The organism is Pseudorhizobium halotolerans, from assembly GCF_902153235.2.
Lineage (GTDB): Bacteria > Pseudomonadota > Alphaproteobacteria > Rhizobiales > Rhizobiaceae > Neorhizobium > Neorhizobium flavum.
This window is the reverse complement of the sequence record NZ_CABFWE030000005.1, coordinates 811,226-824,311: the sequence shown is the minus strand read 5'-3', so window position 1 is coordinate 824,311 and position 13,086 is coordinate 811,226. Positions and strand designations below refer to the sequence as shown.

The window sequence follows — 13,086 nt, the reverse complement described above, 5'->3', positions numbered from 1 at the left end:
GGAGCGGATCCATGGCTCTTCTGGACAAACACAAATTCGTTGAACGTAACGCGACCCTGCTTCTGGTCGGCTCCCTCTTCGTGGTGTCGATCGGCGGGATCGTCGAGATCGTGCCGCTCTTCTACCTGGAGAACACGATCGAAAAGGTAGAGGGCATGCGCCCCTATTCGCCGCTCGAACTGGCCGGCCGTAACATCTACATCCGTGAAGGGTGCTACACCTGTCACAGCCAGATGATCCGGCCGTTCCGCGACGAGGTGGAGCGCTACGGCCACTACAGCCTGGCTGCGGAATCCATGTACGACCATCCCTTCCAGTGGGGTTCGAAGCGGACGGGGCCAGACCTCGCCCGCGTCGGCGACCGCTATTCGAACGAATGGCACGTGCAGCACCTGATCGAGCCGCGCTCGGTCGTGCCCGAATCGGTCATGCCGAGCTACTCCTTCCTGAAGGACACGCCGCTACAGGTGACCAATGTCGCCATGGAGCTCAGTGCCAATCGGGCGGTAGGCGTGCCCTATACCGATGAGATGCTGGAAAACGCCGCGGCGGACCTCAAGGCGCAGGCGGATCCCAATGCAGACACGTCAGGTATCAGCGAGCGCTACCCTAAGGCCAAGATCGGTGATTTCGACGGAAATGCTGCCGAACTGACCGAGATGGACGCTCTGGTGGCCTATCTCCAGATGCTCGGTACGCTAGTCGACTTCTCGACCTATGACGCCACTGCTGGCTATCGCTGAGGAGGTCCAGATGGAAATCTACACTGCACTTCGCGCTTTCGCCGACAGCTGGGCCCTGCTTGCCATGACCCTGTTTTTTATCGGTGTTGTCCTTTTCACCCTGCGCCCGGGCGCCAAGGCTCTTGCCAAGGATGCCGCCCAGATCCCTCTGAAGGAGGATTGATAGATGGCGGACAAGCATATTGACGAAATCAGCGGCGTCGAAACCACCGGACACGAGTGGGACGGCATTCGCGAGTTGAACAACCCGATGCCCCGATGGTGGGTCTGGACGTTCTACGCCACCATTGTCTGGGCCCTTGGCTACACGATCCTTTATCCGGCCTGGCCGCTGGTCAACGAAGCGACCAAGGGCGTGCTGGGTTATTCCAGCCGCGCCGAACTGGCGGGTGACCTGGAAGGGGCAAAGATTACCCAGGGCGAAGTCATCGAGAAGATATCGAAGGTCTCGCTCGAGGAGATCCTCGCCGATCCGCAGCTCGCACAGTTCGCCACGGCCGGCGGCGCCTCGGCCTTCCGGGTCAACTGCGTCCAATGCCATGGCACGGGTGCTGCAGGCGGGCAGGGCTATCCAAACCTCAATGACGACGAGTGGCTGTGGGGCGGCGACATCAACGCGATCTACCAGACCATCGCACATGGGGTTCGCGATCCGGTCGACGCGGATACGCGAGTATCGGAAATGCCGGCATTCATCGATATCCTCCAGCCCGAGGAGGTCCGGCAGGTGGCGGCCTATGTCGTCAGCCTCAGCGGCACGCCGCGCGACCCTTCGATGGTGGAGCCTGGCCAGCAGCTCTATGCCGACAATTGCGCCTCCTGCCATGGCGAAAATGCCGAAGGCGTGCGCGACCTCGGCGCTCCCAATCTGGCCGACGCGATCTGGCTAAAGGTCCAGGGTGAGGCTGAGATTGCGCAGCAGATTCAGGCTCCGCGTCATGGCGTCATGCCGGCTTGGAACGCGCGCCTGAGCAACGAGACAGTCAAGCAACTGGCAGTCTACGTCCATTCGCTGGGCGGCGGAGAGTAGATCTCTCCCCATTTGAACTTGAAGGTCGCGCCGTGGCGCGGCCTTTTTTCATGCGTTCGACCAGACTCCCAGCTCGTATCCCTCGGGGTCGATGAAATGGAAGCGCCGGCCGCCAGGAAAGTCGAAGATCGGGCGGGAGACCTGGCCTCCCGCCTTCTCCACCCGCGACAGCGCCGCCTCCAGGTCCGAACAATACAGTATCACCAGCGGTCCGCCTTTCGGCGTGACCGTATGAGTTTTCGCAAAGCCGCCGGTCAGCCGGCCGTCGCCAAATTCGCAATAGTCCGGTCCATAATCCGTGAACGTCCAGGCAAAGACTGCGCCGTAGAAGTGCTTTGTGCGCTCGATATCCCGTACGTTGAACTCAATGTAATCGATCTTCCGGTCGGCACCTTCTGCAGCCATTGGGTCTCTCCTGAATGGTTTCGCTGTCAGTCGCGGGTCCAGATCGTCTTGTCGATCTTGCCTGCGAGTTCCGGATAGTCGGCCGCATGGAAGACTGGCGATTCACCAGCCTTCCTTTGAGCAAAATAGTCCTTCGTCAGCTTGGCGACGGTACCCGACAGGAGCACGATGGCGATCAGGTTGATGGTGGCCATCAGGCCCATGGAGGCGTCAGCGGCGTTGAAGACCGTGGTCACGGTCTCGTAGGCACCCCAGACAACCATCACGAGGACGGCGCTCCGCAGGGTCGTGATCGCCAGGCCGGTGCCGGCACCGAGGAAGGTCATCGCGTTCTCCGCATAGGAATAATTGCCGATGATCGACGTGAACGCGAAGAAGAAGATGGCGATCGCGACGAAGTAGGCGCCGAAGGTCCCAAGATGCTCCTCCAGTGCGGCCTGCGTCAGCTGGGTACCGGTGACGCCGCTTTCGGGAACGAGTGCGCTGGAGAGCAGGATCATCACTGCAGTCGCGGTGCAGACGAGAATGGTGTCGATGAAGACGCCGAGCGCCTGTACGAACCCCTGGGAGGAGGGATGATGCGGCACGGGCGTGGCGACGGCCGCAATGTTCGGCGCCGATCCCATGCCTGCCTCATTGGAGAACAGGCCGCGTTTCACGCCGTTCAGCATTGCTGCCATGATGCCGGCGGTGGTGCCTCCCGCAGCCTCCTGCCATCCGAAAGCGCTGGCGAAAATGGTGCTGAGGACGCCGGGGACCTCCGACCAGTTGGTGGTGAGGATATAGATTGCCGTGAGCAGGTAGGCACCAGCCATGAATGGCACGACGTACTCTGCGACACGCGCGATCTGGCGGATACCGCCGAAGATCACGACACCCGCAAGGATGGCAACGACGATACCCACCGCGAGCTTTGGGACGCCGAAGGCGCCTTCCATTGCGTCGGCAATCGAGTTCGCCTGAACTGCGTTGAACACGAGGCCGAAGGAGAGGATCAGGCAGACGGAGAATATCCCTCCGGCCCAGGGAGCACGCAGTCCTCGTGCGATATAGAAGGCCGGCCCGCCACGATACATGCCTTCAGCGTTCTTGACCTTGTAGAGCTGCGCCAGCGCACTCTCGGAATAGGCGGTCGCCATGCCGACCAGCGCCACCATCCACATCCAGAAAATTGCGCCGGGCCCGCCAAGATAAAGGGCAACGGCGACACCCGCGATGTTGCCCGTGCCGACCCGTGACGCAAGGCTGACGGTAAGAGCCTGGAAGGGACTGATGCCGGCGGCGTCTTCACTCGAGCCGCTCTTCAGCACCCGGAACATTTCGCCGAAGTGCAGGAACTGGATCAACCGAAGCCGGATCGTGAAGTAGAGCCCGACCGCCAGCAGCCCATAGACCAGGACATATTCCCAGAGGATCAGGTTCAGCAGGTCGATCAGCGCGGTCATTGAGCTCTCCCGAGAGGCAGTAGATGAAGCCTATGGTAGGGCGGGACGGCAAATAGGAAAGCCACCGCCTCTCGCGCTCAAAGCTCTTCCAGAAGAGATTTCAATGCTGCGAGATCCCGCCGTATGGCGTCGGCGTCCGCCTGGAACGCAACATCGTCCATATCCGGCTGGCGGATCAGGGTGAACATGACGACGGCACCGTCGCCATTCGGCACGACGCGCAGCGCGTTGTGCACGACCTGTCCGCCCGGCAGGGTGACGTCGTGGTCGATGACGCCGAGCGCGTTCGGCGGGACGAACCGTATGCGGATGTCGCCAAGAGGTCCGCCGTCCCCAATCCATTCATCGCGATCCTGCTTCAGCCCGGCGGCAAGACCGGCAGCCCATCTTGCCATGTTCCGGGGCTGGCTGGCGAAGTCGTACACCTCGTGCCAGTTCCTGTTGATTGTCGTGTGGATGATCTCGACCTGATACGATGCCAAGCTCTGCTCCTCCGATCTTTGGCCTGCGACAATGAGCGCGACGTCTCTGCGTCGCTACTTGATTTATATCAAGGATACTTGCCGGCCCAGATGGGAAAAGGCAGGCACAAAGGTGGAAATGTGCCATGAATCTCTACACCGCAAAGAACGTCGACGCGACCGGTGACGGCCATCAGGCAACAAACGCTGACGCTGGCAACGCCCCTCAATCGCTTTACGAGGCGAGAAAGAAGATCTTTCCGAAGCGGGCGGAAGGACGTTTCCGTCGCTTCAAGTGGCTGGTGATGCTCATCACGCTCGGCATCTACTACCTGACGCCCTGGATCCGCTGGGATCGCGGTCCCTATGCTCCGGACCAGGCGGTGCTCGTGGACCTCGCCAACCGGCGCTTCTATTTCTTCTTCATCGAGATCTGGCCGCAGGAGTTCTTTTTCGTGGCCGGGCTCCTCGTCATGGCCGGTTTCGGTCTGTTTCTCGTCACGTCCGCGGTCGGTCGCGCGTGGTGCGGCTATACCTGCCCCCAGACCGTGTGGGTTGATCTCTTTCTGGTTGTCGAGCGCTGGGTAGAGGGCGACCGCAATGCCCGCATGAAACTGGATGCCGCGCCCTGGACCTTCGAGAAGATCCGCAAGCGCGTCTTCAAGCATGCAATCTGGATCGCCATTGCGGTCGCGACCGGCGGCGCCTGGATCTTCTATTTCGCCGATGCGCCAACGCTGGCCTACGACTTCGTGACCGGCAACGCGGCTTTCATCGCCTATTCGACCGTCGGCATCCTGACCGCTACGACCTACGTCTTCGGCGGGCTGATGCGGGAACAGGTCTGCATCTACATGTGCCCGTGGCCGCGCATCCAGGCGGCCATGCTGGACGACAATTCGCTGGTCGTGACCTACAACGACTGGCGCGGAGAACCTCGGACCAAGCACGCCAAGAAGGCCGCTGCCGCCGGCCAGCCGGTCGGCGACTGCGTCGACTGCAACGCTTGCGTCGCCGTCTGTCCGATGGGCATCGACATCCGCGACGGGCAGCAACTGGCCTGCATCACCTGCGCCCTCTGCATCGATGCCTGCGATAGCGTCATGGACAAGATCGGCAAGCCGCGCGGGCTGATCGCCTACGCGACCCTGAACGAATATGATGCGAACATGGCACTTGCCACTGACAATGGCACGACGCCGATCAATCCCGATCGTGTGCGCAACGCGGACGGCAGCTTCATCGACAAGGTGCGCCACTTCAACTGGCGCATCATTTTCCGGCCTCGCACGTTGCTCTACATGGGCGTCTGGACGGCGGTTGGCATCGGGCTGCTCGTTGCGCTCCTCAGCCGTGACCGGCTGGAGGTCAACGTCATCCACGACCGCAATCCGCAATACGTGCTGGAATCGGATGGCTCGATCCGGAACGGATATACCATTCGCCTCTTGAACATGATCCCCGAACCGCGCACCATCCTGTTGTCGCTTGAAGGGATGCCGGAGGCGACGATGAAGATCAACGGTCTGACGAGTGACGACAACCGTCAGTTTGCCGTCTCGGTCGAACCGGACAAGGCGACGGCGCTGAAGGTCTTCGTGACAGTGCCGGCCAATGCCCTGCCGGATGGCAGCGACGGCTTCAGCTTCATTGCCGAAGATCGTTCGAGCCATGAACGTGACCACTACGACGCAACCTTCTATGCTCCGGAGGGCGGGAAATGAGTTCGACAGACCGCAAGGGTTTCGTCTTCACGGGCTGGCACATGCTTGCTGTCATGTGCCTTTTCTTCGGGACAATAATATCGGTGAACTTCTACATGGCGTGGCAGGCGACCCATACCTGGAGCGGTCTAGTGGTGAAGAACACCTACATCGCCAGCCAGGAATTCAACGGGAAGGTTGCCGAGGCGAAGGCGTTGGCGGCTACGGGCGTGGTCGGTGCGCTGACGATAGAAGATACTGAAGTCAGCTATCGGATATCTCACGCCCAGGATGGTGCCGTTGAAGCGGATGACGTCACTTTGCGGTTCAAGCGTCCGGTTGGCGAAGACCAGGATTTCGAGCTTGCGCTCCGGCGTGAGGGGGAGGGCGTCTTCGTTGCCCGCCATGCTGTCGCCGGCGGAACCTGGATCGTCGAGGCGGAGGCGCTTCGCGACGGCAAGCGCATTCTTCATGACACGCAGCGGATCTCTGTCGCCGGAGAAGCGAAATGACCACCTGTTGTGCTCCCGGTACCGAGGGAGCCGTGGAACTTGAGCGGCTGAGCCATGCCCTGCCTTCGACGGAAGAATTGCTCCTGTCGAGCCGGCAGATCCAGCCGGGGCTGCGCCAGACCGATCTGAGCGTGCCCGGCGTCCATTGCGGCACCTGCATCACGGCAATCGAAAAGGCGCTGCAGGCCCGCCCCGACGTGGAGCGGGCGCGGGTGAACCTTTCGACCAAGCGGGTCTCCATCGTCTGGAAGGAAGAAGTTTCCGGTGTCCGCACTGACCCGCTGGAACTGGTGCAGACAATTCGCGGTGCAACGGGCTATGACGCCCATCTGTTCTCAAGTGTCGAAGATGCCGGCGATCGGCTGCAGCGCGAACTGATACGGGCGGTTGCCGTGTCGGGCTTCGCGGCGGCAAACATCATGCTGCTTTCCGTCTCGGTATGGTCGGGAGCGGAAGCTTCCACGCGCGACCTGTTCCATTGGATTTCGGCCATGATCGCGGCCCCGGCGCTCGTCTATGCCGGCCGGTTCTTCTACCAGTCCGCGTGGAATGCGGTCCGGCACGGACGCACCAACATGGATGTGCCGATCGCGCTTGCCATCACGCTTTCCTACGCTGTCTCGCTCTGGGAGACGATGCATCACGGACAGCATGCCTGGTTTGATGCCACCGTCTCACTGCTGTTCTTCCTGCTCATCGGCCGCACGCTCGATCATGTCATGCGCGACAGGGCGCGCGCCGCGATCAGCGGCCTTGCGCGGCTGTCGCCGCGTGGTGCGATGGTGCTCGCGGAGGATGGCGCGCGGGAATACCGTCCAATCGAGGACATCCGGCCGGGAGACCGGCTGATGATCGCGGCCGGCGAACGGATACCGGTCGACGGGGTCGTCGAGAGCGGCAGAAGCGATCTCGATCTTTCCATCGTCAATGGCGAAAGCGCACCCACGGTTGCCGGGCCAGGGGACGCGGTCCAGGGGGGGATCCTCAACCTGACTGGCTCGCTGGTCATCCGCGCGACGGCCGCAGCGAAGGATTCCTTCCTGGCCGAGGTCATATCGCTGATGGAGGCCGCCGAAGGGGGCAGGGCGCGCTATCGGCGAATCGCCGACCGGGCGGCTCAGCTCTATTCTCCGGCGGTTCACCTTCTTGCCCTGGGCGCCTTCATCGCCTGGGGGGTATTCGGAGGCGACTGGAAGCAGGCCATGCTGATCTCAATCGCCGTCCTGATCATCACCTGCCCCTGCGCCCTCGGCCTTGCCGTGCCTGTGGTCCAGGTTGTGGCCGCAGGCCGGCTCTTCAGGAACGGCGTCATGGTAAAGGACGGATCGGCGATGGAACGTCTCGCCGAGGTGGACACGGTCCTGTTCGACAAGACCGGGACATTGACGCTCGGTCGCCCGCGTCTCGTCAATGGTGTGGAGGTCAAGCGGGGTTACCTCGCTCTCGCCGCTGGTCTTGCCGCTCACTCCCGTCACCCGCTGTCGCAGGCGCTCTACCAAGGCGCCCCCGGCGGCGGTGAACGGTTCGCCGAAGTCACGGAACTGCCGGGGCAGGGACTGGAGGCGGTCACGGACGAGGGTGTCTATCGCCTCGGAAACCGCCGCTTCGCCTGTGGTGGCAACGCTCATCCGGATGAACTGTCGGAAGTCGTCCTGTCGCTTGACGGCAAGGAACTCCAGAGTTTCCTCTTTGAAGATGCCGTCCGGCCGGACGGTGCTTCCGCCGTCGCGGCACTCACTGCAAGTGGCTTCTCGACCGGCATCCTCTCCGGCGACCGCGCGCCGGTCGTCAAGGCGCTCGCGCGTCGCCTCGGCATCTCCCTGTGGAGGGCGGAGCTTTCGCCGCGCGACAAGGTGGATGCGGTGGCCGAACTGGACCGTGGCGGGTCGAAGGTGCTCATGGTCGGCGACGGAATCAACGATGCGCCGGCGCTGGCGGCTGCGCATGTCTCCATCGCGCCTGCGACGGCAGCCGATGTCGGACGACAGGCCGCCGACTTCGTCTTCATGCACGAGAGCCTCAACGCGGTGCCGCTCGCCATTGAAGTGTCCCGGCGGGCGGGGCGGCTGATCCGGCAGAACTTTGCGCTCGCCATCGGCTACAACATCATCGCGGTGCCGATTGCGCTTGCGGGCTATGCGACGCCCCTGATTGCCGCCGTCGCCATGTCGACTTCGTCCATCATCGTCGTGGTGAACGCACTTCGGCTGAACAGGCTGGTTGGGGCGGAGCGGAAGCTGACCATGTCGGCTGCATCAACTCCCATGCCTGGGGAGGCGCGTCTGGCATGAACATGCTGGTCTATCTCATCCCGATCGCCCTCCTTCTCGGCGGGCTGGGGCTTGTCGCCTTTCTCTGGTCGCTGAAGAGCGGCCAGTATGACGACCTCGACGGTGCGGCTTGGCGCGCCATCGATGATGACGACGATCGTCCTGCTGTCTGACAAGCGGATAACACGCCCTATCTAATCGTTTCAGCCTTGCCGTTTGCCATCTGTGGTGCCAAAACAGCCCGCAATCGCTAATGGAGGCACATTCGTGGAACAGGCAGAAATCGGCCTTATCGGGCTCGGCGTCATGGGCTCGAACCTCGCACTCAACATCGCCGAGAAGGGCAACCGGATCGCGGTCTTCAATCGCAGCCCGGAAGCCACACGAAAGTTCTTTGCGGAAGCGGGCGACCTGCAGGGCCAGATTGTCCCTTGTGAGACCCTGGAGGAGTTCGTTGCCGCGATCCGGCCGCCGCGACCGATCATCATCATGATCAAGGCGGGCGAGCCCGTCGACCAGCAGATGGCGGCCTTGACGCCATACCTCTCCGCCGGTGACATCATGATCGACGCCGGCAATGCCAATTTCCGCGATACGATGCGCCGCTTCGACGGCCTCAAGGACAGCGACCTGACCTTCATCGGCATGGGGGTTTCGGGCGGTGAGGAAGGTGCGCGCCACGGTCCCTCCATCATGGTCGGTGGTACGGAGGAGAGCTGGAAGCGCGTCGAGAAAGTTCTGACCTCCATCTCCGCCAAGTTCAACAACGACCCCTGCGTGGCCTGGCTCGGCGAGAACGGCGCGGGACATTTCGTCAAGACCATTCACAACGGCATCGAATATGCGGACATGCAGATGATCGCCGAGATCTATGGGATCCTGCGTGATGGCCTGGGCATGAGCGCCCAGGAAATAGGAGAGGTCTTCGGCCGCTGGAACACTGGCAGGCTGAACTCCTACCTGATCGAGATTACCGAGAAGGTGCTGAAGGCTGCCGATCCGCTTTCCGGAAAACCCATGGTCGACATGATCGTCGACCGTGCCGGCCAGAAGGGCACCGGCAAGTGGTCGGTGATCGAGGCACAGAACATGGGGGTTGCTGCGACCGCCATAGAGGCCGCCGTCGCGGGACGTATCCTATCTTCGCAAAAGAGCGAGCGCGAGAGGGCGGAGACCATTCTCGGCCTTCCGTCGCTTTCCGAGGCGCCGAGGGACCGGGATGCATTCCTTGCGGACCTGGAGAATGCATTGCTTGCCGCCAAGATCGGCGCGTATGCGCAGGGTTTCGCGGTCATGTCCGCAGCCTCCGCCGAGTTCAAATGGAACCTGCCGATGCCGACGATTGCGCGTATCTGGCGCGCCGGCTGCATCATCCGCTCACAGTTCCTCGATGAAATCACCTCCGCCTTCACCAAGGATCCTGACGTCAACCTGATCGTCACGCCCGCATTCGCCGATATGGTGAAGGAGACGGACGGAGCCCTCCGCCGCGTCGTCGCCTATGCAGTGCTCTCCGGCCTGCCGGTGCCGGCGCTGTCTTCGGCGCTCGCCTATTTCGATGCCTATCGCCGCGGCCGCGGAACCGCAAACCTGATCCAGGCGCAACGCGATTTCTTCGGCGCGCACGGATTTGAGCGGGTCGACGGGCTTGATCGCCCGCACGGCCCTTGGGGCAGTGGCCTCAGCCAGGGTTGAGCCTAGGTTCGCAGTGGAAAAACCCGCCCTTGCGGCGGGTTTTGCATCTGACCTCTGAACCTGACGATCTTGCTTACGAGGGGGAACTCACTCCTTCGGGCCCATAGACGACCAGGTCGGCTTGCTGATGCTCTGAAGCAGTTCCGGCGCCACGCCGTCGATCCGGGCGATCACCGCCTTTGCGAGCTCGCGGCCGGAGTGCCGGACGTCCTCGTTCACCGTGTAGATTTCCGGGCGGATCCAGTTGAGGAACTCCGCTGACTGCTTGGAAACCAGGTCGACATCCTTGCCAAGCTTCTTGCCGGCGGCCTCGATCCCGGCGACCAGTGCAATGGTCGAGCTGCCGCTGATGGAGATGATGCCGTCCGGCGCGTTGGCGGATCGCATCAGCGTTTCGGTATAGGTGCGAATGTCGCCGAGTATTGTTTCGGTCGAGATTCGTCCCATAGAGACTTCCGTCAGGTCGAAGTCAGCGAGCCCGCGTTCGAAGCCGGTGCGGCTGTGCAGATAGAAAGAGAGGGTGGCCGGGGGCGGCAGCAGCGCGATGCGCTTGCGACCCTTTGACGCCAGCTTTGCCACCGCCTCGTAGACGAAGGCCTCGTTGTCGAAGTCATGGTAGGGGTGGACGATGCCCATGTCCGTCCGGCCGTGGGTCGCGAATGGCATGTTGCGCTCGGTCATAAGCCGGACCCTCGGGTCGTCAGGAGCGATTCTGGAGATGATCACGCCATCTGCCGATCCCGTGTCGAGGATGTAGCGGACCGGCACCATCGGGTCCTTCTGGTGGGTATGAGGCGTCAACACCAGATGATACTGCGTGCCGGCCAGCACTTCGGAGATACCGAAGACCATCTGGCTGGTGAAGCCCATCAGTTCTTCTTCAATACTGAGCACGAGCGCGATGACATTCGTCTTGCCGGTCCGCAGGCGGACGCCGGCTCGATTGGGTTGGTAGCCTAGCTGGTTGGCGACCAGACGAACTCGCTCCTTGGTCTCAGTCCCAATATCCGGCGCATCCTTCAAGGCTCGCGACACGGTCGTGATCCCGAGACCCGTCATGTAGGCAATCGTCTTCAGTGTCGGCCGCTCGCCGGCCGCTAGCGGAGATTTCGCCGCTCTCTTCGTACTGCTGTCGTCCATCACCCTGCCGTCATCCGAATCCAGCCAGGACTATAGATGCCTTTGTCATGGCTGGAAACGAATGCCTCCTCCATCCGTCGGGTCTCCATGGCTGAAATCTGAAACGATACAGGCCGCTTGTCGAGCGGAAAATTTCACGGCTAACTCGCCTCGGAGCGTTTCTCCGATCAATTCAGTGGGAAATGGATGTTGTGCGGGCGCGAAATGCGTGGTTCGAAGATATCCGAGATAACGTATTGATATCAACAATATAATGGAACCGTCATATGCGTTGTGCAGTGCGCTCAATATCAGGAGCAGCTCGAGAAATGCTCCCCAGCGGAATTTTTCTCCAGTAACTAGTTGCGCGTGCTGCAGCTTTCGCTTAACTTTTTACTGCATCGTTTCAGTGAGGGAGGAGACTCATGAATATTCGTGCTTTTGCAGCCGCGCTTGCGGCAACCGTCGTGCTGCCGCTTGGTGTTGCCCAGGCCGCAGACCTTGAAGTAACCCACTGGTGGACTTCGGGTGGCGAGGCAGCTGCCGTCGCCGAATTCGCCAAGGCATTCGACGCCACCGGCAACAAGTGGGTGGACGGTGCCATCGCCGGGGGCGGAAGCACCGCCCGTCCCATCATGATCAGCCGCATTACCGGCGGTGATCCCATGGGGGCTACCCAGTTCAACCATGGACGCCAGGCGCAGGAGCTTGTCGAAGCCGGGCTGATGCGCGACCTGACCGACGTTGCAGAGAAGGGCAACTGGAAAGAGGTGATCAAGCCTGCGAGCCTGCTCGACAGCTGCACGATCGACGGCCGGATCTATTGCGTGCCGGTCAACATCCATTCCTGGCAGTGGCTGTGGCTGAATAACGAGGCATTCGAGAAGGCTGGCGTGGCGGTTCCAAAGGATTGGAACGAGTTCGTTGCAGCCGGGCCGAAACTGAAGGAAGCCGGCATCCATCCATTGGCCCTGGGCGGTCAGCCCTGGCAGGCAAATGGCCTCTTCGACACCCTGCTGCTGGCACTCGGCGGCAAGGAATTGCACGAGAAGGTCTATGTGGAAAAGGACGCCGAAGCGGCGGCCGGCCCGGAGGTCGCCAAGATCTTCGAAGCGGCGGCGCAGGCACGCGAACTTTCCATCGGCACCAACGTGCAGGACTGGAATCAGGCCACCAACATGGTGATCACCGGCAAGGCTGCCGGCCAGGTCATGGGTGACTGGGCCCAGGGCGAGTTCCAGATCGCCGGTAAGGTCGCGGGCAAGGACTATAGCTGCCTTCCGGGCCTTGGCGTCAGCCAGTACATCACCACGGGCGGCGACGCTTTCTACTTTCCTGTTCTGAAGGACGAGGAAGGATCCAAGGCGCAGGATGCCCTGGCCGAAGTGCTCGTCTCGCCGGAAACCCAGGTCGCTTTCAACCTGAAGAAGGGGTCCTTGCCGATCCGCGGCGACGTCGATCTGGCGACGGCCAACGACTGCATGAAGAAGGGCCTGGAGATCGTTGCGCAGGGCAATGCCCTTACCAGCACCGACCAGTTGCTCTCGCCTGACTCGCAGAGCCAGAAGCAGGACCTGATGACGGAGTTCTTCTCCAGCACCTCGATGACTCCCGAGGCGGCTCAGGAGCGCTTCGCGGAGATCATCTCCTCGGCCGACTAATCCCAAGCGACCGCGGTCGGCCGGCGTTCCTCGGAGCGTCGG

13 protein-coding genes are annotated in these 13,086 nt (G+C 61.9%); 9 read left to right on the top strand and 4 right to left on the bottom strand.

The genetic code is table 11. The annotated features are described in order from the left end of the window. The first annotated feature begins 11 nt into the window (after positions 1 to 11). From ccoO to ccoP, 3 genes are read left to right on the top strand one after another with little or no spacing between them, the layout of a single operon-like run. Positions 12 to 743 (top strand): cytochrome-c oxidase, cbb3-type subunit II, encoded by a 732-nt coding sequence (gene ccoO / locus FN060_RS08930; protein ID WP_052638567.1) that lies wholly within the window; start codon positions 12 to 14, stop codon positions 741 to 743. 10 nt (positions 744 to 753) lie between these two features. Continuing rightward, complete coding sequence (locus FN060_RS08925) at positions 754 to 906, top strand: CcoQ/FixQ family Cbb3-type cytochrome c oxidase assembly chaperone (RefSeq protein ID WP_052638566.1); 153 nt, start codon at positions 754 to 756, stop codon at positions 904 to 906. 3 nt (positions 907 to 909) lie between these two features. After that, entirely contained in the window at positions 910 to 1,773 is an 864-nt protein-coding gene (ccoP, locus tag FN060_RS08920) for a cytochrome-c oxidase, cbb3-type subunit III (RefSeq protein WP_142587733.1), read from the top strand. 48 nt (positions 1,774 to 1,821) lie between these two features. Here ccoP and FN060_RS08915 read toward each other — a convergent pair whose 3' ends face one another. The 3 genes from FN060_RS08915 to FN060_RS08905 form a co-directional block, all read right to left on the bottom strand. Beyond that, the gene (locus tag FN060_RS08915) at positions 1,822 to 2,178 is read right to left on the bottom strand and encodes a VOC family protein (protein ID WP_142587732.1); all 357 of its coding nucleotides are present in this window, start codon (positions 2,176 to 2,178) and stop codon (positions 1,822 to 1,824) included. Positions 2,179 to 2,204: 26 nt separating this feature from the next. Further along, positions 2,205 to 3,623: an alanine/glycine:cation symporter family protein gene (locus FN060_RS08910; protein WP_142587731.1), complete on the bottom strand. Its 1,419-nt coding sequence runs from the start codon at positions 3,621 to 3,623 to the stop codon at positions 2,205 to 2,207. A 77-nt stretch (positions 3,624 to 3,700) separates the two neighbouring features. Continuing rightward, complete coding sequence (locus FN060_RS08905) at positions 3,701 to 4,105, bottom strand: SRPBCC family protein (RefSeq protein ID WP_142587730.1); 405 nt, start codon at positions 4,103 to 4,105, stop codon at positions 3,701 to 3,703. A 125-nt stretch (positions 4,106 to 4,230) separates the two neighbouring features. Here FN060_RS08905 and ccoG point away from each other — a divergent pair, with 125 nt between their 5' ends. The 5 genes from ccoG to gndA all read left to right on the top strand — a co-directional run bounded on the left by ccoG (position 4,231) and on the right by gndA (position 10,264). After that, the gene (ccoG, locus tag FN060_RS08900; protein WP_142587729.1) at positions 4,231 to 5,808 is read left to right on the top strand and encodes a cytochrome c oxidase accessory protein CcoG; all 1,578 of its coding nucleotides are present in this window, start codon (positions 4,231 to 4,233) and stop codon (positions 5,806 to 5,808) included. Further along, positions 5,805 to 6,299, top strand: a complete 495-nt coding sequence (locus FN060_RS08895) for a FixH family protein (protein WP_077546469.1) — start codon at positions 5,805 to 5,807, stop codon at positions 6,297 to 6,299. The genes ccoG and FN060_RS08895 overlap by 4 nt, the downstream gene beginning before the upstream one ends. Next, positions 6,296 to 8,590 (top strand): cation-translocating P-type ATPase, encoded by a 2,295-nt coding sequence (locus FN060_RS08890; RefSeq protein WP_142587728.1) that lies wholly within the window; start codon positions 6,296 to 6,298, stop codon positions 8,588 to 8,590. The genes FN060_RS08895 and FN060_RS08890 overlap by 4 nt, the downstream gene beginning before the upstream one ends. Next, positions 8,587 to 8,742 carry a cbb3-type cytochrome oxidase assembly protein CcoS gene (gene ccoS / locus FN060_RS08885; protein ID WP_065814526.1) on the top strand — a complete coding sequence of 52 codons (156 nt, stop codon included), beginning with the start codon at positions 8,587 to 8,589 and terminating at the stop codon, positions 8,740 to 8,742. Before FN060_RS08890 ends, ccoS begins: the two co-directional genes overlap by 4 nt. Before the next feature lie 94 nt (positions 8,743 to 8,836). Further along, positions 8,837 to 10,264 carry an NADP-dependent phosphogluconate dehydrogenase gene (gndA, locus tag FN060_RS08880; protein WP_077546467.1) on the top strand — a complete coding sequence of 476 codons (1,428 nt, stop codon included), beginning with the start codon at positions 8,837 to 8,839 and terminating at the stop codon, positions 10,262 to 10,264. Positions 10,265 to 10,351: 87 nt separating this feature from the next. Here gndA and FN060_RS08875 read toward each other — a convergent pair whose 3' ends face one another. Further along, positions 10,352 to 11,404 carry a LacI family transcriptional regulator gene (locus FN060_RS08875; RefSeq protein ID WP_077546466.1) on the bottom strand — a complete coding sequence of 351 codons (1,053 nt, stop codon included), beginning with the start codon at positions 11,402 to 11,404 and terminating at the stop codon, positions 10,352 to 10,354. Between the two features lie 404 nt (positions 11,405 to 11,808). Between FN060_RS08875 and FN060_RS08870 the strand changes: the two genes are divergently transcribed. After that, positions 11,809 to 13,044, top strand: a complete 1,236-nt coding sequence (locus FN060_RS08870) for an ABC transporter substrate-binding protein (protein ID WP_142587727.1) — start codon at positions 11,809 to 11,811, stop codon at positions 13,042 to 13,044. The last annotated feature ends 42 nt before the right edge of the window (positions 13,045 to 13,086 follow it).